General features: G+C 63.9%; 21 protein-coding genes. 7 read left to right on the top strand and 14 right to left on the bottom strand.

Annotated elements, in window-relative coordinates:
- The first annotated feature begins 85 nt into the window (after positions 1-85).
- Positions 86-664: an adenylate kinase gene (locus tag ACFVSI_RS04880; protein WP_387820272.1), complete on the top strand. Its 579-nt coding sequence runs from the start codon at positions 86-88 to the stop codon at positions 662-664.
- Here the strand turns inward: ACFVSI_RS04880 and ACFVSI_RS04875 are convergent.
- The 3 genes from ACFVSI_RS04875 to ACFVSI_RS04865 are packed head-to-tail and all read right to left on the bottom strand — an operon-like array spanning position 661 to position 3,898.
- Positions 661-1,422: a glycosyltransferase gene (locus tag ACFVSI_RS04875; RefSeq protein ID WP_387820270.1), complete on the bottom strand. Its 762-nt coding sequence runs from the start codon at positions 1,420-1,422 to the stop codon at positions 661-663. The genes ACFVSI_RS04880 and ACFVSI_RS04875 overlap by 4 nt on opposite strands.
- The gene (locus tag ACFVSI_RS04870; protein ID WP_387820269.1) at positions 1,419-2,783 is read right to left on the bottom strand and encodes a PIG-L family deacetylase; all 1,365 of its coding nucleotides are present in this window, start codon (positions 2,781-2,783) and stop codon (positions 1,419-1,421) included. Before ACFVSI_RS04870 ends, ACFVSI_RS04875 begins: the two co-directional genes overlap by 4 nt.
- Complete coding sequence (locus ACFVSI_RS04865; RefSeq protein ID WP_387820268.1) at positions 2,777-3,898, bottom strand: acyl-CoA dehydrogenase family protein; 1,122 nt, start codon at positions 3,896-3,898, stop codon at positions 2,777-2,779. The genes ACFVSI_RS04870 and ACFVSI_RS04865 overlap by 7 nt, the downstream gene beginning before the upstream one ends.
- Positions 3,899-4,143: 245 nt before the next feature.
- On the opposite strand from ACFVSI_RS04865, the gene ACFVSI_RS04860 reads away from it, so the two are divergent.
- Positions 4,144-6,462, top strand: coding sequence for a SulP family inorganic anion transporter (locus ACFVSI_RS04860; protein WP_387820266.1), 2,319 nt, complete (start codon positions 4,144-4,146; stop codon positions 6,460-6,462).
- A 257-nt stretch (positions 6,463-6,719) separates the two neighbouring features.
- Entirely contained in the window at positions 6,720-7,316 is a 597-nt protein-coding gene (locus ACFVSI_RS04855; protein ID WP_387820264.1) for a DnaJ family domain-containing protein, read from the top strand.
- A 78-nt stretch (positions 7,317-7,394) separates the two neighbouring features.
- Here the strand turns inward: ACFVSI_RS04855 and ACFVSI_RS04850 are convergent, their stop codons facing one another.
- A complete protein-coding gene (locus ACFVSI_RS04850; RefSeq protein WP_387820262.1) occupies positions 7,395-8,723 on the bottom strand; it encodes an ammonium transporter in 1,329 nt (442 codons plus the stop codon).
- A 174-nt stretch (positions 8,724-8,897) separates the two neighbouring features.
- The gene (locus ACFVSI_RS04845) at positions 8,898-10,106 is read right to left on the bottom strand and encodes an MFS transporter (protein ID WP_387820886.1); all 1,209 of its coding nucleotides are present in this window, start codon (positions 10,104-10,106) and stop codon (positions 8,898-8,900) included.
- 197 nt (positions 10,107-10,303) lie between these two features.
- Between ACFVSI_RS04845 and ACFVSI_RS04840 the strand changes: the two genes are divergently transcribed.
- Entirely contained in the window at positions 10,304-11,035 is a 732-nt protein-coding gene (locus tag ACFVSI_RS04840) for a glutamine amidotransferase (protein WP_387820260.1), read from the top strand.
- Between the two features lie 74 nt (positions 11,036-11,109).
- Here ACFVSI_RS04840 and ACFVSI_RS04835 read toward each other — a convergent pair whose 3' ends face one another.
- The 3 genes from ACFVSI_RS04835 to ACFVSI_RS04825 all read right to left on the bottom strand — a co-directional run bounded on the left by ACFVSI_RS04835 (position 11,110) and on the right by ACFVSI_RS04825 (position 14,625).
- Positions 11,110-13,290 (bottom strand): transglycosylase domain-containing protein, encoded by a 2,181-nt coding sequence (locus ACFVSI_RS04835; RefSeq protein WP_387820258.1) that lies wholly within the window; start codon positions 13,288-13,290, stop codon positions 11,110-11,112.
- A gap of 107 nt (positions 13,291-13,397) precedes the next feature.
- Positions 13,398-13,871, bottom strand: a complete 474-nt coding sequence (locus tag ACFVSI_RS04830; protein ID WP_387820256.1) for a sensor histidine kinase — start codon at positions 13,869-13,871, stop codon at positions 13,398-13,400.
- A gap of 169 nt (positions 13,872-14,040) precedes the next feature.
- Entirely contained in the window at positions 14,041-14,625 is a 585-nt protein-coding gene (locus ACFVSI_RS04825) for a DinB family protein (protein WP_387820254.1), read from the bottom strand.
- Between the two features lie 172 nt (positions 14,626-14,797).
- Between ACFVSI_RS04825 and ACFVSI_RS04820 the strand changes: the two genes are divergently transcribed.
- Positions 14,798-15,094, top strand: coding sequence for a hypothetical protein (locus ACFVSI_RS04820; RefSeq protein ID WP_387820252.1), 297 nt, complete (start codon positions 14,798-14,800; stop codon positions 15,092-15,094).
- Between the two features lie 110 nt (positions 15,095-15,204).
- Here the strand turns inward: ACFVSI_RS04820 and ACFVSI_RS04815 are convergent, their stop codons facing one another.
- Genes ACFVSI_RS04815 through ACFVSI_RS04800 form a run of 4 tightly spaced genes read right to left on the bottom strand, consistent with a single transcriptional unit; the run spans position 15,205 to position 20,327 of the window.
- Positions 15,205-16,017: a bifunctional allantoicase/(S)-ureidoglycine aminohydrolase gene (locus ACFVSI_RS04815; protein WP_144661365.1), complete on the bottom strand. Its 813-nt coding sequence runs from the start codon at positions 16,015-16,017 to the stop codon at positions 15,205-15,207.
- A gap of 14 nt (positions 16,018-16,031) precedes the next feature.
- On the bottom strand, positions 16,032-17,294 hold the full coding sequence (locus ACFVSI_RS04810) for a DUF6986 family protein (RefSeq protein WP_387820250.1): 1,263 nt from the start codon (positions 17,292-17,294) through the stop codon (positions 16,032-16,034).
- Positions 17,294-18,892, bottom strand: coding sequence for a malate synthase A (gene aceB, locus ACFVSI_RS04805; RefSeq protein WP_387820248.1), 1,599 nt, complete (start codon positions 18,890-18,892; stop codon positions 17,294-17,296). Before aceB ends, ACFVSI_RS04810 begins: the two co-directional genes overlap by 1 nt.
- Positions 18,893-18,926: 34 nt before the next feature.
- Positions 18,927-20,327, bottom strand: a complete 1,401-nt coding sequence (locus ACFVSI_RS04800; protein WP_144661368.1) for an NAD-dependent malic enzyme — start codon at positions 20,325-20,327, stop codon at positions 18,927-18,929.
- A 221-nt stretch (positions 20,328-20,548) separates the two neighbouring features.
- Here ACFVSI_RS04800 and ACFVSI_RS04795 point away from each other — a divergent pair, with 221 nt between their 5' ends.
- Positions 20,549-21,304 carry an IclR family transcriptional regulator gene (locus tag ACFVSI_RS04795; RefSeq protein ID WP_224088895.1) on the top strand — a complete coding sequence of 252 codons (756 nt, stop codon included), beginning with the start codon at positions 20,549-20,551 and terminating at the stop codon, positions 21,302-21,304.
- Positions 21,305-21,449: 145 nt separating this feature from the next.
- On the opposite strand, the gene ACFVSI_RS04790 is transcribed toward ACFVSI_RS04795, so the two are convergent.
- Both ACFVSI_RS04790 and pucL read right to left on the bottom strand, forming a co-directional pair.
- Positions 21,450-22,967: a nucleobase:cation symporter-2 family protein gene (locus ACFVSI_RS04790; RefSeq protein ID WP_387820246.1), complete on the bottom strand. Its 1,518-nt coding sequence runs from the start codon at positions 22,965-22,967 to the stop codon at positions 21,450-21,452.
- Between the two features lie 167 nt (positions 22,968-23,134).
- On the bottom strand, positions 23,135-24,049 hold the full coding sequence (pucL, locus tag ACFVSI_RS04785) for a factor-independent urate hydroxylase (protein ID WP_387820244.1): 915 nt from the start codon (positions 24,047-24,049) through the stop codon (positions 23,135-23,137).
- A 369-nt stretch (positions 24,050-24,418) separates the two neighbouring features.
- Between pucL and ACFVSI_RS04780 the strand changes: the two genes are divergently transcribed.
- On the top strand, positions 24,419-24,595 hold the full coding sequence (locus tag ACFVSI_RS04780) for a hypothetical protein (RefSeq protein ID WP_018778855.1): 177 nt from the start codon (positions 24,419-24,421) through the stop codon (positions 24,593-24,595).
- Positions 24,596-24,619: the final 24 nt, after the last annotated feature.

Genomic DNA, 24,619 nt, shown 5'->3' with positions numbered 1-24,619 from the left:
GTACGGGACTTACGACGCCGGGACGGCCGCGCTGCTGCGGGCGTATCGTTAAAGCCCCGGCCGCCTCTCGAAACGGACCAGTGTCATGGCGCGAATCATCATCATGGGCCCTCCCGGTTCGGGTAAAGGCACGCAGGCAGTCCATATCGCCAAGCATTTCGGCGTTCCGGCCATTTCAACGGGAGACTTGTTCCGTGCCCACGCGCGGGAGAAGACCGGACTCGGCCTGGAAGCGGGCGCCTACATGGACCGCGGTGAGTTCGTGCCTGACCACGTCACCACCAACATGCTCAAACAGCGGCTCGAGGAAGTCGACGCGGCCGAAGGATTCCTGCTGGACGGCTATCCGAGGACGGTGATGCAGATCGGTGCGTTGGACGAGCTGCTCGCCGTGAGGGGGCAGACCTTGGAAGCCGTCCTGGCGCTCACCGTGGCGGACGATGAATTGGTGGCCCGAATGCTGCTCCGTGCCAAGGAACAGGGCCGCCGCGATGATACCGAGGACGTCATCCAACGCCGTTTGGAGTTGTATCGGGATGAAACGCAGGCAGTGCTGACGGCTTACTTGCAGCGCGGAATCCTGCTCACTGTTGATGGATCAGGCGATCGTGGGAACATCACGGCCGCCGCCATTGCCGCCGTCGAAAAAGCGTTGGTTCCCTAGCCCGTAGCCGCCGGGAGTTCGCCTCCGAGCACGCGAAGGTAGGCCGCGAAGCCCTCAGGTGCGCGGGCGTGAGTGCGCCCGGACGTCAAGACGCGGGTAGTGTCCGTGGCAACCACGCGGAATCCGCGGCTGCGGAGACGCTCCACCAGCACGCGGTCCTCGTGTGCACGAAGTTTGGGGAATCCGCCAGCCGCCAGGTACGAGGAGCCCCGGACACCCAGGTTCGCGCCGTAAATGTGCTGGTGGTCCTCGCGGAACGGGTGTAGCTCCAACCACCGCCCCAACACCGATGGGTCCAAGTCGTCGGGATCAGGTTCCACGGAACCCAGGATGGCGTCGGCTCCGTCGTTGGCAAGCTCAACCTGGCGGGTCAGCCAGTTCGCCGGAACTGTGGAGTCGGCATCGGTATTCGCGAGCCAAACCGCCTGCAGCTGAGCCGCCTGCAGCTGAGCCGGGTGCAGCGACGCCAGCGCTGCGCGGACGCCTAAGCGCCGGCTGGACCCCGTGCTGCGAAGCGCAACGTTCATTGAACTGAATCGGGAATCGCCCTCCACGTAGGCAGCCGTGATGTCCGCCGAGCGGTCAGTGCAGCTGTCCAGGACAACGGTGATGCGCACCTGAACCTCTGGCCGCGCCTGCTGCAAAGCGTCCGCAGCAGTTCCAAGTGCTGCCAGCGCTTTGCCGAGGTGCTTGTCCTCGTTGTGGGCGGGCATCACCACCGCCACCTGCCGGATGCCCTGCGCTGCCGGAATTGTCATGTCGCCGTGTCCGGAGCGACGAGGACCTCCAGGATGAAGTCTTTTTCGCGGTACAGCCCATGTGTGGGCCACCCCAACTGGGTCCGGGCCATCACGTGCACCGCCTCCGCGTCGAGCTGCCAGCCGGAGATCGGGTGCCGCCAATGGCACAGAAGCAGCGTGCCTCCGGGCCGGGTGGAGGTCTGGATCCGTGCAAGGAGTTCGTTGAGTTCGTCCGGTGAAAGGTAGTAACCGGTCTCGGACAACACCACCAGATCGAAAGTGCCCTCAGGCCACTCATGTGGCACGGTGAGATGGCGGAACCGGGCCGAAGAGTGTTCGGGGAGGCGCTTACGGGCTTCTTCCAAGGCCGTGCTGCTGGCATCGACGCCGAGGAAAGTCCGGCAGCGCTCCGCGAGCTCCTGGCTCAGTGTGCCAATGGAACAGCCCAGCTCCAAGCCCGATTCATACGATTCCTCGGGCAAGGCAGCCAGGGTCAGTGAGCGCTTCCGCCGTTCGTACCAGCTGGTGGTGTAGCTCCAGGGGTCCTCTTCCCTGGAGTGGACCTCATCGAAGATCCGTTCCGCATCCTTGGCGCTGTTGTTGCCAGCCGTTGAGGGGTGCCACACGAAGGTCTCCCACGATCTGCCGAAGTGCTCCAGGAAGGTGCTTGAAAGAAGGGTCTCATCGCCGGGCTCTGCGGACAGGGGTTCCGTTTGTGAGGCGTGGGCGCGCATGGCGTTGGCCTTGGCCTCCTGCTCCGCGGCCGAGAGCGGTACCCGGACCCAGTCACGCCACGATCCGCCGTCCGGGCCCGCCCACAGCCAGTACCAGATGGGGTATTCCAGCAGGCCGTGGCCGCCGGACGCGGCAACCTCCGCAGCCGTCGATCCAAGGGTGTCGTGGTCGGTGTGTCCGTCCGAACGGTAGGGGGCAACGATGGTCACGTTTTCCGCCGGCCGCCCTGATGATGAAATGACCTCCCGCACCGCGGCCGAGATCCGGTCCGCGTTGGCTGCCAGTTGTCCGTCCGGCAGTTCCAAAAACCGCCAGTCCGCGCTGGGAGCCAGCCCGGACACAGCCGAGTCGAACTCTGTGAGCCTGACGGCGGCAAGCTGCTCCGCCGTCGTCGTGGGTGATTCCGGGTGCGACGCCTCCCCGGCTGTGCAGAGCACGAACCTGATGTCCGCGCCCGCAGCGTGCAGTTTGGCGACGAAGCCGCCCGCGCCGAGGGTTTCGTCGTCCGGATGCGCCGCGAGCACTACGAACGTCATGCCCGCGACTTCGTCCTGGTCCAGGGGGAGTTCGGGGAGGGCGGCGACGCCGCTGCGCGCCCAATCGGCCTCGGAGGTGCCGGCATCGGCGTGCGTAAAGGTCACCAACTGCGGTCCCCTTTCAGCGTCAGGGCGCCCAGCTGGGCGTCGTCGCGCATGGCGTGGTGCTGCCGGATATACAAGGACAGGTCCGCCATGCGCTTTCCGTAGGCCTCATCGAACGCCAGCGGGCCGGGGCCCAGGTTCTGCGTCACCAAGGTTTGGACGCGCTCGACGGCGGCGGCTACAGTTCCGCGGACACGCAGGGCATCGCTCCAGGGGCTTGGGTTGTCGTGGCTTGCGTCGTCCGGATTGTCACCGTCCGCGTCGACGGCGTCTGGCTCGCCTGCATACGCCTCGCCTGCATCGATGCGTTCGGCCGTCTGGGCGAGGTGGCCGATGGTCGCGTTGAGGATGCGGTCGATTTCTCCCAGGGCGGCCAACGCAATCTGGTCCGGTTCGCGGCCGTTGGCTGCGGCTCTTGTAAGTGCCGCGGCGAAGTCCCTTGCTACTGCGACAGCGCCACCCAACCAGCATGCGGCCACTCCCATGCCACCCCATGCGAATCCGGGGCGCTTGAAGTACCAGCCCTCGCCGCCGACGGGGATGGCCGGCACGTTGTCGAAGTGGACCGTGCCGCTGGGGATTTCCTGCAGGCCGCGGCTTGTCCAGGCAGGGGTCTCCGCCGTCACGCCAGGGGCCTTCAAGTTCACAGCGAACGCGGCACGCCCGCCGTTGTCCGGAAGGTGCGCGGTGATCACGGCGCCGTCCAAGAGCTGTGCCAGGGAGCACCATGGCTTGGAGCCGCTGAGGACGAAGCTGCCATTTGCGGTCCGCTTGGCTTCGAGTTTCATCCCCGGACCCTCGGCCGCGAAAACTCCCCAAGCACCCGTGGTGTCGGTTTCGATGCCGGACTGGGACAGGATCGCGAGGGCATCCAAGTGGGGCTCAAGGACCCGCCCGGCGGCCACATCCACCGCCGTTACTGAGGCGAGCAGTTCCCATAGCTTGGCCGTGTTGCCTTCACCGGGCATGGGGGCTGTCTGGCCGATTTCTTCGGCGGTGGCGAGTAGGGCCGGGACATCACCCACTGCAGCGTGCACTTGCTGGAGCAACGGCTCCAGGGCTTGGAGCTGTACAGGGACCGAGCTGATGCGTACGGGCTGGGGGTCGGGTGCGCTCATGGACCCAGCCTATTCTAAGGACCCTTAGTTTAGCTGCGCGTGAAAAAGGAACGACGGCCGGGTGGTGCCCGCCGTCGTTCGAAGGGCCACAGCCCCCAACGAGCCCACCCCCTGCAAAAGTTCCCCTTTGTCGCCACATGACACGGCAGCTTCACAAGTTTTGTCATGCGTGTCACATGTTGTTGTCACTTGCCATGACAGATTCCGTAGCTTGGAAGGGTCACATCCCGAGCCAGGAGAACCCAATGCCCCAATCCAACGAATCCGCCACCATCCCCGCCGACTCCCACAGCCCGCCGGGCCAAGGAACCGGCCAGCCAGGCACCAGCCGGCCCAGCACGCGGAAGCCCAGCTTCCTCAGCAACCTCGGCGCCGACCTCCCCGCATCGCTGGTGGTCTTCCTCGTAGCCCTGCCGCTGTCCCTGGGTATCGCCGCCGCCTCCGGAGCGCCCATCATGGCAGGCCTCATCGCCGCCGCCGTGGGCGGGATTGTCGCAGGCAGCCTTGGTGGCTCCCCACTGCAGGTGAGCGGCCCCGCCGCGGGACTGACCGTCGTCGTCGCCGGTCTGGTTGCCGAGTTCGGCTGGCAGGTGACGTGCGCCATCACGGTGGGTGCCGGCGTCGTGCAGTTGCTCATGGGTGTCAGCCGTATCGGGCGGGCCGCGCTGGCAGTGTCGCCAGTGGTGGTCAAGGCGATGCTCGCGGGCATCGGGATCACCATCATTTTGCAGCAACTCCACGTGCTGCTGGGCGGCCAAGCCGCTGGGTCCGCCGTCGAAAACCTCACCGCGCTCCCTGCCGCCGTCACCAACGTCGAGCTGCACTCGGCGCTGCTGGGGCTGGCCGTCGTCGCGATCCTGCTGTCTTGGAAGTTCCTTCCCGCCGCGGTGCGGAAAGTGCCAGGGCCGCTTGCCGCCGTCGTTGCCGTCACGGCGCTGTCCGTTGCGGTGGCGCCGGGCGTGGAGCGGATCAGCTTCAGCGGTTCGATTTTCGACGCCGTCGCCCTCCCCAGCCTGCCCGACGGCAACTGGCGTGCCGCCGTCATGGCCGTCATCACCGTGGCGCTGATTGCCAGCATCGAGTCCCTGCTCTCCGCCGTCGCCGTCGACAAGATGCATGGCGGGATCCGCACCAACCTCAACCGCGAACTCGTCGGCCAAGGCTCGGCGAACATGGTCTCCGGCATGCTCGGTGGCCTGCCGGTGACCGGCGTGATCGTCCGCAGCGCCACCAACGTTGAAGCCGGTGCGAAGAGCCGGACATCCGCCATCCTGCACGGCGTGTGGGTCCTGGTGTTCTCCGCGTTGTTCGCGGGTCTTATCCAGCTGATTCCGCTGTCCGTCCTGGCAGGTTTGCTGTTGGTGATCGGCGCTAAGCTCATCAAAGTGGCCGACATCCGCACCAGCCTGCGCACTGGTGATCTCCTGGTCTATGCCGTCACCGTGGTGTGCGTCGTGGTCCTTAATCTGTTGGAGGGGGTCATTATCGGACTGGCCCTGGCCGCGCTGTGTGTGCTGTGGCGGGTACTCCGGGCACAGATCCAGGCGCACGCCCCGGTCGGAACCGGTCTGCCGTGGCGGGTGACCATCGCCGGCTCGTGCAGCTTCTTCGCGCTGCCCCGGCTCAACCGGGTCCTCCACTCCGTTCCCGAAGGCCAGGACGCCGTGGTGGAACTCAACGCCGACTACCTCGACCACGCTTTCCGAGAATCCCTGGTGGCCTGGGAGAAACAGCAGCGGAACAGCGGCGCAACCGTAGTAGTGGAGGAACACGGCACCACCGCCTTCACCGACGCAGAGCACAACACGCCCCAGCGCCAGGAACCGCGCGAATTTCCGCTTCCCCCGCGCACGACGTGGCAGCCATCGGACGCGGCAGCCCAAGGGAACAACGACGACGGCGACCCGCACCCGCCGCTGCGGTCCATCCTCCTGGGCATCGACAAATACCATCGCCGGCACGCAGACAAGGTCCGGCCGTTGGTCCAGGACCTCACCGAGGGACAAAATCCTGACACTTTGTTCGTGGCCTGCGTCGATTCACGCGTGAATCCCAACCTGATCACCAGCAGCGGCCCCGGCGATCTGCTCACGCTGCGGAACATCGGCAACGTGGTGTGCAGCGATGACCACGACGCTTCGATCGACTCGACGCTGGCCTTCGCGGTGAAGGCCTTGTCCGTGGATTCGATCGTCGTCTGTGGCCACTCCAATTGCGGGGCCATGAAAGCAGTGATCGCCGATGCCGAAGGTTCGGATGCCGGATTGGGTCGCGGGTTCGATACCTGGCTTGAGCATGCACGGCCCAGCTATCAGGCACTCCTTGCCGGACACCCCGTGGCCCGTGCCGCCGAAGCCGAGGGTTTCAGCCGCGTGGATCAGCTGAGCATGGTGAATGTGGCCATCCAACTGGGTAAGTTGTCCGAGCACCCCGTCACTGGACCTGCGTTGGCGTCCGGCCAGGTGCAGGCGACAGGGCTGTTCTACGACATCTGCACGGCCCGCGTGGTCCTGGTAACGCCCGAGGGAATCGAGCAGTTGGACCCGAGCATGGCCGTCCGCTAAGTCAGGCGCGGCCGAGCCCCGGCCCGCCCGTGCCGCCGCCACTCACTTTGGGCACGGAAACTGCCCCGACGCTCCGTACCCACGGCGTGTCGGGGCAGTTTCCGTGGCAAAGCAGGTGGTGGCGGCACCGGCTTCGCCTGTGGTTTCAATGACGCTTCCGTAGGTACGGGATTAACCATTGAAAGGTGCGGAATACTGGACGTAGAACCACGAATTCCGGCAGACGAGGGCTGCCGTCCGAGGAGGTGGCCCACACAGTGAATGACGGGAACAACGCTTTCAGGCGGAGACTCGAGCGCGGAGCGGAACTTCGTGCCGTTCGCGGCTGGGGCGGCAATGCGCAGGAAGACGCCGAGCTCGAAGCCGCGGAGGCCGAGGAACGCGAGAAGCGGCGGAAGGTGGACGATGCCGCCCGCGTTGAATACCTGATCCGCGACGCCATGGACCAAGGGAAGTTCGACAACCTGAAGTACGCGGGCAAACCGATACCAGGGCTTGGCGAGCACTACGATCCCGACTGGTGGGTCAAGGGCCTGATCCAGCGCGAACGCTTGAGCGGGATCGGTCCTCCAGCCATCCTGCTGCGGATTGAAGACGGCGAACTCGACGAAAAGCTGGACCAGCAATACACCGAAAAACAGGTCCGGGACATCCTTGAAGACTTCAACAAGAGGGTCATCGAAGCCAGGCGGCAACTGCAGGGCGGGCCTCCCGTCATCACCAAGCTCCGGGACGTGGACTCCGAGGTCCAGCGGTGGAAGGAACGCAGAGCCGCATCAGCAACGCCCGAGCCGGAACCCGTGACGGAAACCAAACGCACGTGGTGGCAGCGCCTGTGGAACGGTTCCGGCTGATCCAACTGGGTCGCGCACAACAGCAGCCGACGGCGGAACCCGGGTCCCGCCGTCGGCTGCTGTTAGGTTGTGGTGCCGTCAGGCCAGGCTGTCTTCCTTGGCTTCGACGGGCTGGGAAGTGGCAGGCTTCCGCGTGATCAACGCCGACAAGTGTGCCTGCTGCTGGCGGAAGTGGCCGTGCGCGGTGAGCCCGAACTCGTAGGCGGACTCGGCGTGCTGGGTGAGGTCCACTCCGGTGATCTCGTGCTCGTGCGGAACACGGAAGCCGATGGTCTTGTTGATGATCCGGCCGATCACCAGGGTGCCCAGGCCGGACAGGGCGATCGTGATCACCACGGCTATGGTCTGCGCAATGAGCTGCTGTGGGCCGCCGCCGTAGAGGAGGCCGCCGCCAACCCCGTCAACAGGGGTAGCGATGAAGCCGAGGGAAAGGGTGCCGATGACGCCGGCGCCGAAGTGCACGCCAACTACATCAAGGGAGTCGTCGAAGCCGAACTTGAACTTCAAATCAACGAACACGGCGCAGGCGGCTCCGGCCACAAGGCCCAGGCCAACAGCGGCCAGCGGGGTGATGTTGGCGCAGGACGGGGTGATGGCCACGAGGCCGGCGACGACGCCGGATGCCGCACCCAGGGACGTGGGGTGGCCGTGACGGATCTTCTCGACGACGAGCCAGCTGAGCATCGCCGCGGCAGGGGTTACCAGCGTGTTAACCCAGATCAGGCCGGCCTGTTCGGCGGTGGTCGCGGCACCGCCGTTGAAGCCGAACCAGCCGAACCACAGGATTGCTGCGCCGATCATGATGAACGGGACGTTGTGCGGGCGGTGGTTGGGGTCCTTGGCGAATCCGTGACGCTTTCCCACGATCAAGGCGAGGACGAAAGCGGCTGTTCCCGAGCTGACTTCAACCACTGCGCCACCGGCAAAGTCGATCACCTGGCCGAAGACATCGGTGATTGCACCGCCGGCGCTCATCAGGCCGCCGCCCCACACCATGTAGGCCAAGGGGCAGTAGACAACGGTGACCCAGATCGGCACGAACAACGCCCACGCGCCGAACTTGGCGCGGTCGGCGATGGCACCGCTGATGAGTGCCACCGTGATGATGGCGAAGGTTGCTGCGAAGGTTGCCTTGATGAGATCGGGGGTGCCTACGAGGTCCTGCAGGCCGAAGTGCGCGAAGGGATTGCCGAAGAGCCCCAGGAAGCCGTCGCCGGTGGTCATCGAGTAGCCCCAAAGGACCCACACGACGCCCACGATGCCGGCCGAGATGAAGCTCATCATGATCATGTTCAGGGCTGCCTTGGCGCGGGTCATGCCGCCGTAGAACAAACCGAGGCCCGGGGTCATGAAGAGCACCATTGCCGCCGACAACATCATCCAGACGTTCTGCGCAGAGATCTCCACCTGCGTTCCCTTCTTATCAAGCCTGTCCGAAACGGGCTGGACGAATCCGGCCCTCGCTAGCCCCCCGATCAATATTCGGTGAGCTATGTTTCCGACTCAGAAGAGCAAAGTTGCAGATAAGTTACAGAAATCTCCGGTTCGTGAAGATCAGGTCACTGGCATGTTTCAAGGATGTTAACGGCGCTTCTCCCGCGGCCCCGCAGGGTAGCCGCCGCGGCGGCTGGCGATGATCATCGCCAGCGCTATCGCCGTCGGAATCGCAGCTGCCAGCGGAACCAGTTGGGCGCCGAAGCTCGTGAGGGCGAATGCGCCGTACACAGCGCCGACGGCGATGCCCAGTTGGATGGTCACCACGGTAAGGCCGTTGGCAGCGTCCTTGTGCTCGCCGCCCGCGCGCAGGATCGCCGCCTGGTTGTAGATACCTACCGCACCGAACGCGATTCCCCACAACGTCATCAGGCCAAAAGCGCCCACCCAGGTGCCGCCCACAGCCGGCAGCAGGGCGAAAGCCAGCGTCAAAAGTACGACGGCGGCAATCACCGAACGCCGCGGGTGCGAGTCTGCGGTCATGCCGGCAATCCAGATGCCCACCAGGCTGGCCACTCCCACCACGGAGAGGGACAGGCTGGTGGCGGATTCGGGAAGACCTGATGCGAGAAGGAACGGTGCCACGTAGGTGAAGAGCGTGAAATGGGCCAGTAACAGCAGGGGCCAAGCGATGGCGATGGCGACCACACCTGGCAGTTTCATTGCCGCCCGCAGTGACGGAACATTTCGGTTGCCGTGATCATGGGCTCCGGGAAGAAGCCAAAAAGCAAGCACCGCCAAGAGCACACCCACTCCCGCCAGGACGAGGAAGGATGCCCGCCACGTCATCAGCGATCCCATGAGAGTGCCGATCGGGGCTCCCACGGCGAGTGCGATGCTGTTGCCGCTGAACACAACCGCCATGGCCTTTCCAACGGAGTGGGCCGGAACGATTCGTGCCACGAAGGGCGCCATGCTGGACCACAGCATGCCGTGTGCGATGCCGCCAAGAAGCCTGGCACCGATGGCCCACCCCAATGCGGGGCTCAATGCCAGCAGGACATTGCTCAGCGCAAAGGCCAGGACGGTCGCTATCAGCAAGGTCTTCCGGGGCACCCTTCCGGCCAGGAAACGCGAGAGGGGCAGGGCAGTGAACACGATAATCGCCGCGTATACCGCCGTCAGTGAACCTACGGCTGATTCCTCCACGCCCAGGTCCCGGCTGATCTGGGGCAGCAACCCGGAGGGCAGGAGTTCCGTTGTCACCGCGGTGAAGCCGGCAGCTGCAAGCACCAACAGGCCACCCCACGGGATCTTGGCCGGCCGGTGGCTTGCTGACTGGTCCCGGGAAGTCACCTCCTCCGGCCTGGGCGCTTGCTGGGTGTCTGCCGCGGCAGGGTCCTGCGTCAAAGACGTCTCCTTTGGTGTGCGTCGCGTTTCGGGGCGTTAGCGCGAACAATCACAACGCTACGCAACGAACGCCTGCAGAGGGAGTGTCTGTCAGACCCACCCAGCACTTGGAATCTGCAGGCAACCTCCCGCACACTGGGCCTGTGAAGCCGTTCCTTCTGCTGGCCACCCGCGCCGAAGACGCCGCAGCCGATGACGAATACCAGGCCTACCTGCGTTATTGCGGCTTGGAGGAGCCCCAACTTGTCCGCGTCCGCCTGGAATCGAGTCCCATGCCGCCCATCGACCTGGCGAACTACTCCGGGGTGATCGTCGGCGGGAGTCCGTACACATCCAGTGATCCCGTGGAGGACAAGAGTCCGGACCAGATTCGCGTCGAGGCTGAGCTCTCGGCCTTGCTGGACCGCATCGTGGCCGAGGACTTTCCGTTCCTGGGTGCCTGCTACGGCGTCGGAACGTTGGGTGTTCACCAAGGGGCGCTCATCGACCGGCGCTTCGGTGAACCGGTGGGCGCTACGGAGATCAGGCTGACCACGGAGGGGGAAGGGGATCCCTTGCTGCGGGGTCTCCCATCGACCTTCGAGGCGTTCGTCGGGCACAAAGAGGCATGCAGCAAACTCCCGGGCCACGCGGTGCTGTTGGCGAGCTCAGAGGCGTGCCCCGTTCATATGTTCCGGATCAAGAACAACCTCTACGCCACACAGTTCCATCCGGAGCTCGACGCCGACGGCCTCATTACGCGCATCAACATCTACAAGAACGCCGGCTACTTTCCGCCCCACGAAGCCGATGCACTCATTGCATCAGCCCGGGAGACGTCCGTGAACGAACCCATGCGGGTGCTCCGGAACTTCACGCAGCGGTACGCACGCTAGTTGTGGGGCCTGCTTTACGTGCTTCGGAGACACCTTGGGGCGCAGAGCAGGCCTCGCAACGCAGGGTCTCCGGCTTACCGAGCGGCTGGAGGACCAGTGCTGGGCTGGGTCGGCGGCGGGGGAGCCGGCGCCGGGAACGGCCCGCTCGGGTAGAGGGCTGTTGCTTCCATCATGTAGTTGGCCCACTGCGGGCCGGCGATCATGTAGCCGTCCAAGGACTTGTAGAACTTTCCGTTAATGGTGACGTTTTGGCCCGCCCGCTGTTGTCCCGCCGTCGTGTCTCCAAAGAACGACGCCGTGGCGAGCGTCGTCGTGAACCCGGCCACCCACGTGGCACCGTTGTTGTTGGACGTACCCGTCTTGGCGGCTACCGGAACCCTGCTCTGGACCTTCGGTTCGATATAGACGCCGGAACCCAGCTTGAGCACGTCCTGCAGGACAGCGTTGACGCCCCGCGCCACGGCCGGCTTGACGGCTTCGCGGCAGTCGGGCGTTTGGGCTTCGTATTCTCTTCCCTGGGCGTCGCTGATCCCCGTGATGGCGATGGGCTTGCAGTACGTGCCGTCGTTGGCGAAGGTCGCGTAGGCGCTCGCCAGTACAACAGGAGCGACGCCGATGGAGCCCAGGAGGTTGCCGATCTGGTGCATGTTGATCGGTGCGTTATCCAAACCGCTGTGGAGGCCAACAGTGTCCACCATGCGCTGGATTCCGCAGAAGTCCAGCTGCGCCGCCGTGGCGAAGGTTGCCGTGTTGATGGAGTTGTAAAGGCCGTAATTGATCGGCATGGGGCGGTAGTAGCCGGCGTCGTTGTTCTGGAGATCGTCATCCGCGCCGAGGTTCTGTGCCTTCTGTGCGGTGCTGTAGCCGCCCAGGACCTTGCCGCAACTGGAACGCCAGGGGAAGCCAACGGGGTAGACCCTCCGGGAGGCATCCACCACAGCAGTGGGGTTCTTGCCTTCGTTGAGCCACTCGGCGTAGATGAACGGCTTCATGGTGGACCCGGGCTGGAATCCTCCTGCCCCATTGAGGTCGTAACCGTTCTCGTCCTTGGCGTCGACGTTGAAGTTCAGTTGGGTATCGAACTTTCCGTCCTGGGGGACGAAGACCGTGTTTTGAGCCATCGCAAGGATCTTGCCGGTGCCGGGCTGCACAGTGGTCATGGCAGCGCCCCATTTGTCCGGGTTATCACCCGCGGACGCGTCCACTTGTTGCTGTGCGACTGCCTGCAGCCTGCTGTCCAAGGTGGTGGTGATGGTGAGGCCGCCCCGATAGAGCAGCCGCTCACGGTCCTGGACAGTATCGCCGTACGCCTCGTCGTTGAGGATGAGATGCGATACGTAATCACAGAAATAGGTGGCGATCGGAGCTCCAGCGCAGCCTTGCAGGGACGGGGTGATCTGCAATTCCACGGGAGTGGCTACTGCAACGCCATGGTCCACGGCCGTGATCATTTTCTGCTCCAGCATCCGGTCAAGGACCAGGTTCCGCCGTGCCAACGCCGCGGCGGGGTCAACGGTGGGATCGTAGATGCTGGGTCCATTGACCAAGCCGGCCAGCAAGGCTGCCTGGGGCAGCGACAGGTCCGCAGCTGAGGTGCTGAAGAAGTACCGCGATGCGGCTTCGATGCCATAGGCATTCCGGTTGAAGAACACGATGTTCAGATAACCCTCAAGGATCTGGTCCTTGGTGAAGCGCTTCTCCAGCTCCAAGGCAAGCTTGATCTCGCGCAGCTTGTCTCCCACGGTCTTCTCGCCGCTCAGTACAACGTCCTCGGGGCGGCCTTGCGACAGCCGTGATTCGTTCAGCACATTGGTCACGTACTGCTGCGTCAGCGTGGAGGCGCCTTGTTTGGTTCCCTTGGTCAGGTTGGAGGTCAGGGCTCGCATTATTCCGTGCGCATCAACACCGGCGTGCTCGTAAAAGCGGCTGTCTTCGATGGCCACGATAGCTTCGCGGATGAAGGGAGACATGTCCTCCAGAGGAACCTTGACTCTGTTCTCTGCGTAGAACGTCGCGATGAGTTGGCCGTCCGCGGTGACCACCTTGCTGGAAAGGGAGGGCGACTCCACATCCAATTCACTGGGAAGACTCTCGTAGAAACCTATGGATCCGCCCACTGTGGTGCTGGTGAAGGCAACCACCGGGACCACGAAGCCGGAGATCAACACCCCACAGAGCAGGCTCACGAAGAAGAATGCGAAGACCCTCAGAAGGACCTTGCCCAGACCCAGTGATCCTTTGTTGTTCCGCGCCATTTTCGTGCCAATCCGTAGGGATGCCAGGCTGAAAAGTAGCTACAGAATACGTCCGGATCGGCCGTTGTTCCATGGGTCAGGTACCCAATAATGGTCCCAAATCGGACTCAATCAAGCGGCAGCGTTACCCGCACGCTGGTGCCCCGCCCAACGCTGGAGTCGATGTCGACTGTCCCGCCGGCGTCGTGAACTGCGATGGACATCAGCAGCAGCCCGAAACCGTGCCGGCGCCCACTGGGTGCAGCGTGGATCTCGAAGCCGTCGCCATCGTCCGTGATGGTGAGTTGGATGCCGTGGTACACCGCGTTGAGGCGGACGGTCAGTTCAGAGGCGTTCGCGTAGTTCAACGTGTTGCTGAAGGCTTCCTGCGCCACGTGGTAGAGCAGGCCCGCTGCGGAAGAAGAGATTTCGATGCCGTGGTGGGGAGTCTGCCAGTGGACGGTGACCCCGGTGCGGCGGAGCGGTGCGGCGAGCCGGTCTATGCATCCTGCGACGCCCAAAGCGTAGAAGTCCACGGGGTTCTGGTCCTGGATGATGCCCCGGACTGCCCTTACTTCTGTTGGAGCTGCTGCCTGTTCCATTGGTTCCCCCACGTCTTTGTGTTCCATACCGGAAATTCGTTGTCGGAAGGCCTCTGGTTTGGTCTTCCGCTTGAATCCAGCGTGGCGCCGCTATATCAAGGAACCTTTTCGATTAGCTCAATTTCGGATCAAGTTTGCGTGGCGGCGGGCAGGGGACTTGAAGGGTTCGCTAGAGCCGTCCTTCTGCTTCCAGGGCAGCCTGTTCGATGCGCTGACGATGTGCAGCCAGGTCCTCTGCGGTTCGTTCAGGGATGTTGGGATCGTTTGGCCTTTGTCCGGCCTGGCCGTCAATGAGTTCCCGGATGATGTCCGCGTGTCCGGCATGGCGGGCCGTCTCGACACACATGTGGACCAGGATCTGGTGCAGGGTGACGTTCTTCTTTTCCTCGGACCACCACGGGACAACACCGGGGGCATCCAAGGGGAGAACCTCGATGGTTTCGTCACTGCGTGTGGCGGAGAAGTGGTGGAGGTCGATGATGTCCTGCATGCTCTCGGTTGCCGGAACCCACATATCGGCATCGGGCTCTGCGTTGTCGTCGTACCAAGGGAGATCGCGACCGTTGGGGCGTCCGAACGTTTCCCCAAAGTAGCCCAGCTCCACGCTGGCAACATGTTTCACCAAGCCCAGCAGATTGGTTCCCGTGGGCGTCATGGGCCGACGGGCATCGTATTCGCTGAGGCCCTCGACTTTGCCGAGAAGGTCCTGGCGACGGGTTCGGAGATAGTTGAGCAACGTTGCTTTGTCATCCATGGGTGCACTCTACCGAAGTGCCTCGTCCGCGGTTCGGCGTGTTCGCTGGAACGCACGACGGCGGCCCCAAGCTCGAACCCAACTGGGGGACAGCAAACGTCGCTACGAGGGCTCAATGGAGCGTGATCTGTCCCCTAGTTGGGGGCTGGCGCGGCGGGTTAGGCTTGCACGCATGGGGGACAACAACGCACATGGGGAACACAACACACCGCAGCCTGCACGGAAACTGACCGCCGTCGTCGTGCCTTTGTTGGCGCTGATCGCGGTGGTGGTGGGGCTGATCGTGGCGTGGACCAGCCTGAACACGGAGGTGGGGTGGTTCGCCTACGCACCCCTCAGCAACACGACCTTCACAGGAAATGGCGTCGCAATGGTCAGCCAGGGGACACAGATCGGCCTAACCGTGACCGTGCTGGGCCTGCTGGTCCTCGCGTTCTGGGCCGGGCTCGCCGTCGGCCGGCGCCGCTGAACCGTACCCTGAGCCGGCGCCCCTAGCGAAATCGCCGGAAAACGACGAAATCGCCGGAACGCTCCATACGAACTGGCAGCGTTCCGGCGATCTCGGCGGTAAACCAAAGGCTAGGTGAGCTTCACCTGGCGGTTCATGTCCTTGTACAGCAGGTACCGGAACTCGCCCGGACCACCGGCGTAGCAAGCCTGCGGACAGAAGGCGCGCAGCCACATGAAGTCGCCGGCCTCAACCTCGACCCAGTCGTTGTTGAGCAGGTACATGGCCTTGCCCTCAAGGACGTACAGGCCGTGCTCCATGACGTGGGTTTCCGGGAAGGGGATCACACCGCCGGGCTGGAACGTGACGATGTTGACCTGCATGTCGTGCGCGAGGTCGCTGGAATCCGTGAAGCGCGTGGTCTTCCAGACGTCGTTGGTGTCCGGCATGGACGTCGGCTCGATGTCCTTCTCGTTGGTCACGAAGGACTTCGCCTCGTAGCCCTCAAGCCGCTCGTAGGCCTTGCGGATCCAGTGGTAGGAGACGATGTCGTCGGAGACGTTCTCCACGCCCCACTCCGCGCCGGCAGCGAGGTAGGCGTAGCCGCCCTCTTCGAGGTGGTGCAGTTCGCCGTCGAGGGTCAGGTTGAGCTGGCCCTTGGTCACGAACACGACGCCTTCGACGCCCGGCTCGAACTCCGCCTTCGGAGCACCGCCGCCCGGAGCGATCTCCACGATCAGCTGCGAGAACGTGGTGGCGAAGCCGGAGATCGGACGCGCAATGATCCAGGACCGCGTGTTGGTGAAGCCCGGCAGGTTGCTGGTCACGATGTCCGTGAGGACGCCCTTGGGGATCACGGTGTAGGCCTCGGTGACGATGGCCCGCTCGGTCGTGAGGTGGGTCTGCGGCGGCAAGCCACCGGTCGGGTAGTAATAGTTGCCCATCAAGGTGCTCCTAATCAGTGGGAAGTCGGTTGTGCGAGCCGCGGGTGCGCCAGTGCGGTCAGCTGCGGAAGTTCGACGCCGGCAAGCGCCTTGACCTCGTCGGTCCCCACCGCGCCGCACTGGACGCCGCGGAGGACGAAGCCTGCCAGGGCACGGGCGGTGGCGGGCTCGTCCATGACGCCGCCTTCGGTCCGCTCGACGTAGTTGCGCAGGCGCAGCGCCGCTGCCGGCAGGCCTTCGCGGTAGAAAGCGTACGACGCCGAGAAACGGCTCGGAAGCTGGGCGGCGTGGAGATCCCAGCCCTGGTAGTAGCCGTTTTCCAGGGAGCGTCGGACCAAGCGTCCGTGCAGCTTCCAGGCGTCTTCCACTGCGTCACCCACGGGGATGATGTTGGTGGATCCGTCGGAGAGGCGGATGCCCGTGCCCGCAACAGCGAGCTGCATGACTTCCTTGGCGAAGTCGGCCACCGGGTGTTCCATGGACTGGTATTCCGCGGAGATGCCAAGGGACGCGCTGTAGTCGTAGGTCCCGTAGTGCAGGGCGCTGATACGGCCGGGGACCACGTGCGGCAGCTGTGCCACGGGAGAGGTTCCGTCGGCGCCGAGGATGAGCTGTGGGGTTTCCACCTGCACCTCGAAGCGGAGCCGGCCGGAGGGGAGTCCGAGGACTTCCTCGAGGCGGGAGACCGCGTAATCCATGGCCTGGACCTGGGCCACAGTGGTGACCTTGGGCAGGGTGAGGATCAGCCCTGCGGGAAGCTCACCGGCCTCGGCCAACGTGGTAACGAACAAGTCCAAGGTACGCAGGCCACGGGCCCGCGTTGGAGCCTCGAAGCACTTGAAGCGGATGCCGATGAAGGGCGGAGCCGTTCCGGCCGCAACTGCTGCGGCAACGGCCTTGGCGGCAGCAACGACGTCGGCATCTTCTGCCTCATCGCCGCGGTCGCCGTAGCCGTCCTCGAAGTCCAAACGCAGGTCCTCGATCGGCTCGGAAGCGAGCTTGGAGGCAACCCGGGCCGCGACAGCGGCCGCGAGGTCGGGCTCCTGGCCCAGCAGCTGTCCCAGCTTTTCGAGACCGCCGTGAGCTTCCGCCGTCGCGAGTGCCTGGGCGCCCCAGTCCGCCACGAAGGTGGGCGTGAAGCGGTCGGCCGGGACGTAGACGGTGTGGATGGGCTGGCGTGAGCCGTCGTCGCCGGGGTAGTTGCGGTCAAGCAACTGGTCCGTGGCGGCGAGCTGGTCCTCGATGTGGGCCAGATCGGAAGAGGAAAGTGAACTCATCAGCCCACCAGCTCATACGCCGGCGTGGTGAGGAAGTCCGTGTACTCGTCGGAGAGGCAGATGTCCTCGATCAGCTTGGACGCGGGCTCGTAGTACTTGGTGAAGTTCTCGTCGCCGAATTCGATGCGCAGGCGCTCGGTCTCTTCGCCGAGGATGCGGGTGACGAGTTCGCGCGTGACCGTGTTGCCCGTGTCCGCAAGGATGGACTTGTTGCGCAGCTGCTGCCACACCTGGGAGCGGGAGATTTCCGCCGTCGCGGCATCTTCCATGAGGTTGTGAATGGCAACTGCGCCGCTGCCGGAGATCCAGACGCCGGTGTAGGCGACGGCGACATAGAGGTTCAGGCGCAGGCCGGCTTCGGTGACGGTACCACCGGCGGAGGCGACGTCGATCAGCTGCTCAGCGGTGACGTTCACCTCGGGGCGCTGCTTGTCGATCTGGTTCGGGCGGTCGCCGAGGACGGAGTCGAACACTTCGCGACACGTGGAAACCAGGTCCGGGTGGGCAACCCAGGAACCGTCGAAGCCATCATTTGCTTCGCGGGTCTTGTCGGCACGGACCTTTTCGAAGGCCGCGGCGGTGACGTCCGGCTGCTTGCGGTTGGGGATGACGGCGGCCATGCCACCCATGGCGAAGGCTCCGCGCTTGTGGCAGGTCTTGACCAGGAGTTCGGTGTAGGCGCGCATGAACGGGGCTGTCATGGCAACGGTGGCGCGGTCCGGGAGGACGAACTCTTCGCCTGCATCACGGAAGTACTTGATGATGCTGAAGAGGTAGTCCCAGCGTCCGGCGTTCAGGCCTGAGGCGTGTTCGCGCAGTTCGTAGAGGATCTCGTCCATCTCGAAGGCGGCGGGGATGGTCTCGATGAGGACCGTGGCGCGGATGCTGCCCTGGGGGATGCCGAGGAAGTCCTGGGCGAAGACGAAGACGTCGTTCCACAGGCGTGCTTCGAGGTGGCTCTCCATTTTGGGCAGGTAGTAGTACGGACCGTGGCCGTTAAGGACCAACTGCTTGGCGACGTGGAAGAAGTGCAAACCAAAGTCCACCAGTGCGCCGACGGCCGGTTCGCCGTCGATCAGCAAGTGGCTCTCCTCCATGTGCCAGCCACGCGGGCGGGCCACAACAACGGCCAGGGGAGCGTCCGTGCGGAGCCGGTATTCCTTGCCTTCGGGGGAGGTGTAGCTCAGGGTTCCCTGGGCGGCGTCGCGGAGGTTGAGGATCGCGTCGATGACGTTGGGCCACGTGGGGGTGGATGCGTCTTCGAGGTCGGCGAGCCACACCTTGGCGCCGGAGTTGAGGGCGTTGATGGCCATCTTGGCGGGGGTTGCGGGGCCGGTCATCTCAACGCGGCGGTCCTGCAGGGCTGCCGGTGCCTCGGCAACCTTCCAGTCGCCGTCGCGGATTTCCCGGGTCTCCGGGAGGAAGTCCAGGCGGCTCGTCTCGGCAACCTGCTGACGCTTGGCCTTGCGGGCCTGGAGCAGTTCGTTGCGGGTCCCGGCGAAACGGGTGTGAAGTTCCTCGATGAAGGCCAGGGCCTTGGGGGTGAGGATTTCCTCGGCGCGATCGATCGGCCGGGGATCGGTGACTGTGATAGCCATGTGAGCGGATTCCTTTTTCTTGTATGCGCCGGTACTAGAGAGCGCTGGCGGCGTTGGCGTGCGCAGCGTTGGCTACGGCGGTCGCTACATCGGCGGCAACATGCGGATCGAAGACGCTGGGGATAATGTAACTCGCGTTCAGCTCCTCGTCAGCTACCCGGTTGGCGATGGCTTCTGCGGCGGCGACCAGCATGTCCGGCGTGATGTCCGAAGCCCCGGCGTCCAGCAGTCCACGGAAGAACCCGGGGAAGGCCAGCACGTTGTTGATCTGGTTCGGGAAGTCGCTGCGACCCGTGGCAACCACTGCTGCGTGCTTGGAAGCGATCACGGGATCGATTTCCGGCGTCGGGTTGGCCATGGCGAAGACGATCGCGTCCTCGGCCATTGATGCGACCTGCTCTTCGCCGATCACGTGCGGGGCGCTGACGCCGATGAACACGTCCGCACCCTTGAGGGCGTCGTGGAGGGATCCGGAGAAGCCCTCTTCGTTGGTGTTCGCGGCAATCCAGCTGCGGTGTTCGTCGTCGTACTTCTCGCCCGAGTGGATGGCGCCCGAGCGGCCGGCGGCGATGATGTGCTGCGCGCCCTGGGCCTTGAGAAGCTGGATGATGGCCGAGCCGGCAGCGCCGACGCCCGAAACCACGATCTTGACCTCGGACAGCTTCTTGTCCACGACGCGCAGGGCGTTGACCAGAGCTGCGAGGGTGACGATTGCGGTGCCGTGCTGGTCGTCGTGGAAGACCGGAATGTCCAGTTCTTCGCGGAGGCGGTTCTCGATCTCGAAGCAGCGCGGTGCGGCGATGTCCTCCAGGTTGATGCCGCCGTAGACGGGGGCCATTGCCTTGGCGATCTTGATGATCTCTTCGGTGTCCTGCGTGTCCAGGCAGACGGGCCAGGCGTCGACGTTCGCGAACTGCTTGAACAGGGCTGCCTTGCCTTCCATGACCGGAAGCGCGGCGGCGGGGCCGATGTTGCCGAGGCCCAGCACAGCCGATCCGTCCGTGAGGACCGCGATGGTGTTGCGCTTGACCGTCAGGTTGCGGGCGGCGGCCGGGTCCTCAGCGATGGCCATGCAGACACGCGCGACGCCGGGAGTGTAGGCACGCGAAAGATCGTCGCGGTTGCGCAGGGCTACTTTGGGGACGACCTCGAGCTTGCCGCCGAGGTGCATGAGGAAGGTGCGGTCCGAGACGTGCTGGACGGTGACGCCGTCGAGGGCGTTCAGGGCGTCCTTGACGCGGGCTGCGTGGTCGTCGTCGGTGGTGTTGCAGGTGACGTCAACAACGATGGTCTCGTGGTGGGATTCCGTGACGTCCAGGGCGGTGATTGCGGCACCTGCTGCGCCGACGGCTGCTGCCAGTTCGCTGGTAGCGGTGAAGCTCGACGGTGCGGCGACGCGCAGGGTAATCGAGTTTCCGGGGCTCGGATTCGCCATTGAAATTCCTCCTGTAAGGCCCGTTCCCGGGCCGCCGTTCCAAACTGAATGTTTTCGTATTATGGATATTATTATCTACAAAGTGGAAACACAACCCCTTGCTTGGTCATGTTCGGTGTCATCGCAGAGGTGCGCCTCGTGCTGTATCTTGGGTGTTCTAAGCAATTCTTTTCACGATGTGGATAAGAGTTGTCGGAATCTGAGTCATTGGAGACAAGGGAATGGCTGAAAAAGCCTCCGGAGGCGTGCAGTCCGTCGAGCGCGTCTTTGAACTGTTGGAACTGATCACGGACGCGGGCGGCGATGTCACCCTGAGTGAACTTTCGTCGTCCACGGACCTGCCCCTGCCCACCATCCACCGCCTGCTGCGGACATTGGTCTCGCTGGGTTACATCCGCCAGCTGCCCAACCGTCGCTATGCCCTGGGCCCGCGGCTCATCCGCTTGGGCGAAGGTGCCAGCAAGCAGCTCGGCGCTGTGGCCCGTCCCCAGCTGAAGACGTTGGTGGAGCGGCTCGGCGAGACGTCCAATATGGCCGTCCTTGATTCCGACATGGTCATCTACGTGGCCCAGGTCCCCTCCATGCACTCCATGCGCATGTTCACGGAGGTCGGCCGCCGCGCCCACACGCACGACACCGGCGTGGGCAAAGCCATCCTGGCCCAGTTGGACGACGAGCAGGTCCGCGGCATCGTTGCCCGCACCGGCATGCCCACTCCCACGGCGAAGAGCATCGGGGACATCGACTCCCTGCTGGCGGACCTGAAACTCATCCGCGAACGGGGCTACTCCATCGACGAGGAAGAGCAGGAGCTCGGCGTGCGCTGCTTCGCCATGGCCGTGCCGAATGCTCCAACTCCCACGGCCATCTCCGTTTCCGGCCCCATCACCCGCGTGGACCAGAGCTTCGCTGACCGCGCCGTGCCCATGCTCCGTGAGGCCGCCCTGGCGATCTCCGCGGAGCTCAACCAAAACTAGCGTTCCCCTCCCGACCCTGCGCCGAGTTGGCATTTGATGGCAATGTTCCCCGCGAACATTGCCATCTTTTGTCATGTCGGCGGGACGGCGAAAGGCGGCAGTGTCCCCCAAGGAAACACTGCCGCCTTGCTTGTTCGCGTCCGAGCTAGTGCTCGGACGCCGAGGTGCTCTTGAGCGGGACTTCATTGCCGTCCGCGTCAATCAGCTTGCCGTTTTCGAAGCGGTCGCCGTGCTCGAGGCACTTGATGTCCTCGGGCGTGACTACCCGCTCCGTGCCCGCAACGAACACCGACTGGTTGTCAGAGTTGCCGGCCTTGAAGTGGTTGAACAGGATGTTCAGGATGATGGCCATGACTGCGGCGGAGCTGATGCCGGAGTGGAAGATCGTGGAGAACCAGGACGGGAACTGGTCGTAGAACTTCGGGGCGGCGATCGGGATCATGCCGAAGCCGATCGAGGCAGCCACGATGATCAGGTTCATGTTGTTTTTGTACTCGACCTTCGCGAGGGTACGGATACCGCTGGCGGCCACCGTACCGAAAAGCACGACGCCGGCACCGCCCAGGACGGGCGTCGGAACCGCTGCGACAACCCGGCCAAGAATCGGCAGGAGGCCCAGGACAACCAGGATCAGGCCGCCGGCGCTGACGACGAAGCGGCTCTTGATGCCCGTGATGGCCACGAGGCCCACGTTCTGGGCGAAGGCGCTCTGCGTGAAGGAGTTGAACAGCGGGGAGATGGCGCTGGAGAGCATGTCGGCGCGGAGGCCGTCACCGATGCGGCGGGAGTCCACCTTGGTGTCAACGATTTCGCCCACTGCGATGATGTCCGCGGAGGTTTCCGTCAGCGTAACGAGGATGACGATCAGCATGGAGATGATCGCAGCGATTTCAAAGGTCGGGGCGCCGAAAGCGAAGGGTGTGGGGAAAGCGACGATGTCGCCCTGGCCAACCTTGGAGAAATCTGCCATGCCGGCGATCAAAGCGATGATGGTGCCGATGATCATCGCCAGGAGAATCGAGAGCCTGGAGATGGCGGCGTTGCCCACCTTGCTCAGGAGAAGAACCACGCCCATGGTGGCCGCTGCGAGTCCGATGTTGGCCATGCTGCCGTAGTTGTCGGCCTTGGCGTTGCCGCCCATGGCCCAGTTGGCGGCGACCGGCATCAGGGTCAGGCCGATGGTGGTGATCACCGTGCCGGTAACCACCGGCGGGAAGAATTTGATGATCTTGGAGAACAGGGGAGTGATGGCCAGGCCGATCAGTGATGCCACGATCACCGAACCGAACACCGCCTGGATCCCGCCGCCGCCCTGCACGATTGCCACCATGGTGGAAACGCCGGCGAAGGAAACGCCCTGGACCAGCGGGAGCTGGGAGCCGAACCACGGGATGCCGACCGTCTGGAGGATGGTGGCCAAGCCGCCGACAAACAAGCAGGCGGCGATCAACAGGCCGATATCCTGCGAGGACATGCCTGCAGCTGCGCCGATGATCAGCGGCGGGGCGATGATTCCGCCGTACATGGTCAGCACGTGCTGGAAACCGTAGGCGAAGGTGCTTCCGATGGAGAGGCGCTTGTCCTCGGGCCGCTCCGGACGGTGCCGCTGTGGCTCGTTGGACGAGGTGGTATTCGCGGGGCGGGACTTCTTCTTGATGTTCATGGCAGACTTTCTGGGTTCATGGCAGACGTCTTCGTCTGGCTAACTGTGTCTGGCTAACAAATCTTTGGTTGTGGGGGTTTTTGGGGTCGGGTTTTTGTACAGGTAATGCCTCTAAAAGGGGCGCTTAAGGGCATTACCTGTACAAAAACTCCGAAGGGTGGTGCGGTTTAGCAGAAGCCGGCGATGCCGCTCCAGGCAACGGGTGCAGCCTCGATGTTTTCGCGCTGGACAGTTGCTTCGATGAGGCCGTACGGGCGATCCGCGGCGAAGAAGACCTCGTTGGGGTTGTCCAGGCCGAACGGGCTCAGGTCAACCAGGAAGTGGTGCTTGTTGGGCATGGAGAACTTGATCTCGGCAACTTCGCTGTGTGCTTCCAGGACCTTCTTGCCCATGTCGAACAGCGTCTGCTGCAGGGCGTGGGAGTAGTTCTCGGTGAAGCCTTCGAGCAGGAGTGCCTTGATGTCGTCGTAGCTCTTGTTGAAGTCCGTGTCAGCGACGTCCAGGTTGGTGTTGTAGCGCCAGCGGGCGGATACGTCGGTGGCCAGGATGCGGTCGGTGGTCTCCGGCAGGGTGGTGTACTTGTCGCGCGGGTAGCCGACAAAGCCGGACTGCGTGGTCTTCAGGACGGTCAGGTCCTTGAGGCCGGAAATCACGTGGGTGGTTGCGCCATCACGGACGACGACGGCGGTACGCACCTCTTGTCCGTTGCGGACGAAGCTGTGATCGTGACCCTCGCCGTGGGCCTGGATGCGGTCCCATGCGTAGGATTCGGCTTCCCAGCGGCCGCCGGTGACCCAGTCGAAGCCGCCGGTGAAGTGGTCTGCGAGGCGCAGGAGGAAGGATTCGGGGGAGCCGATGCCTTCACGGGCGAACGCGTAGACGGTGTTTTTCTGCGTGTCGGTGGCAACGACGTGGCCGTTGTCGCCCTCAAGGTGTGCGGCCTGGAAATCGCCGCGCAGCTGCGAGGTGACGTTCAGGTCTTCGATGTGGTGGCGATCTGTATCCCGAGTGACCTTGACGACGCGGACTTCCGCTTTGCCGTACTGGTTTTCGCCGAGGACGATGTTGTTGCTCATGGTCATATCCCAACTTCTGTGAGGTGGAACCTAGGTTCCATCAATGAAATTAAGCGCGTGTTTCCACTGCGTTTCTGGTGGCGCCGACCCAACAAAAAAGAGCCGGCATCCATGGATGCCAGCTCATTACGACCCTGCCTGCTGCTCTCAGGTTACGTGACCTACGCCACGAACTCATTCGAGAGTAGCGCATGATTTCGCTCCGTGTATATGGGTCTCCGGGGATCGTTATGAACTATCTGAATGTGACCGGGACAACTTCCCGTGGGTGGTTCGGGGGTCTTGACGGCGCGATTCTCCGTTGCTTAGACTTTCCACATAACAATAAAAGTTTTCCGAAGAGCGGAAACTGTGCACAGGAAAGAGGAGGAACAGATGGACTCGAAGGATACGAACAGCGTCGTGGAATTCCCGGCACCGGGTCAGGAACTGTACCTGCCCTTTGGTGCGACAGATCCGGACTTCTACATTCCGGCCGACTGTGACCGCAAAGCCGGCGGGTTCTCCCGTTGGCTCCGTGCGCTCCCGGTGTTCGGCCGGCAGCGTCCCTGATCTGCAACAGGGGCGCGGACTCTG

This window comes from Paenarthrobacter sp. NPDC057981 (assembly GCF_042886835.1).
GTDB lineage: Bacteria > Actinomycetota > Actinomycetes > Actinomycetales > Micrococcaceae > Arthrobacter.
Note: the sequence above shows the minus strand (reverse complement) of the source record. Positions and strands in the feature narration are given on the sequence as shown.

Bases quoted from the DNA above. Each gene is read 5' to 3' on its own strand.
- ACFVSI_RS04880 (WP_387820272.1), top strand. From the start codon at position 86: ATGGCGCGAATCATCATCATGGGCCCTCCCGGTTCGGGTAAAGGCACG.
- ACFVSI_RS04875 (WP_387820270.1), bottom strand. From the start codon at position 1,422: ATGACAATTCCGGCAGCGCAGGGCATCCGGCAGGTGGCGGTGGTGATG.
- ACFVSI_RS04865 (WP_387820268.1), bottom strand. From the start codon at position 3,898: ATGAGCGCACCCGACCCCCAGCCCGTACGCATCAGCTCGGTCCCTGTA.
- ACFVSI_RS04860 (WP_387820266.1), top strand. From the start codon at position 4,144: ATGCCCCAATCCAACGAATCCGCCACCATCCCCGCCGACTCCCACAGC.
- ACFVSI_RS04835 (WP_387820258.1), bottom strand. From the start codon at position 13,290: ATGGCGCGGAACAACAAAGGATCACTGGGTCTGGGCAAGGTCCTTCTG.
- ACFVSI_RS04830 (WP_387820256.1), bottom strand. From the start codon at position 13,871: ATGGAACAGGCAGCAGCTCCAACAGAAGTAAGGGCAGTCCGGGGCATC.
- ACFVSI_RS04825 (WP_387820254.1), bottom strand. From the start codon at position 14,625: ATGGATGACAAAGCAACGTTGCTCAACTATCTCCGAACCCGTCGCCAG.
- ACFVSI_RS04820 (WP_387820252.1), top strand. From the start codon at position 14,798: ATGGGGGACAACAACGCACATGGGGAACACAACACACCGCAGCCTGCA.
- ACFVSI_RS04815 (WP_144661365.1), bottom strand. From the start codon at position 16,017: ATGGGCAACTATTACTACCCGACCGGTGGCTTGCCGCCGCAGACCCAC.
- ACFVSI_RS04810 (WP_387820250.1), bottom strand. From the start codon at position 17,294: ATGAGTTCACTTTCCTCTTCCGATCTGGCCCACATCGAGGACCAGCTC.
- aceB (WP_387820248.1), bottom strand. From the start codon at position 18,892: ATGGCTATCACAGTCACCGATCCCCGGCCGATCGATCGCGCCGAGGAA.
- ACFVSI_RS04800 (WP_144661368.1), bottom strand. From the start codon at position 20,327: ATGGCGAATCCGAGCCCCGGAAACTCGATTACCCTGCGCGTCGCCGCA.
- ACFVSI_RS04795 (WP_224088895.1), top strand. From the start codon at position 20,549: ATGGCTGAAAAAGCCTCCGGAGGCGTGCAGTCCGTCGAGCGCGTCTTT.
- ACFVSI_RS04790 (WP_387820246.1), bottom strand. From the start codon at position 22,967: ATGAACATCAAGAAGAAGTCCCGCCCCGCGAATACCACCTCGTCCAAC.
- pucL (WP_387820244.1), bottom strand. From the start codon at position 24,049: ATGACCATGAGCAACAACATCGTCCTCGGCGAAAACCAGTACGGCAAA.
- ACFVSI_RS04780 (WP_018778855.1), top strand. From the start codon at position 24,419: ATGGACTCGAAGGATACGAACAGCGTCGTGGAATTCCCGGCACCGGGT.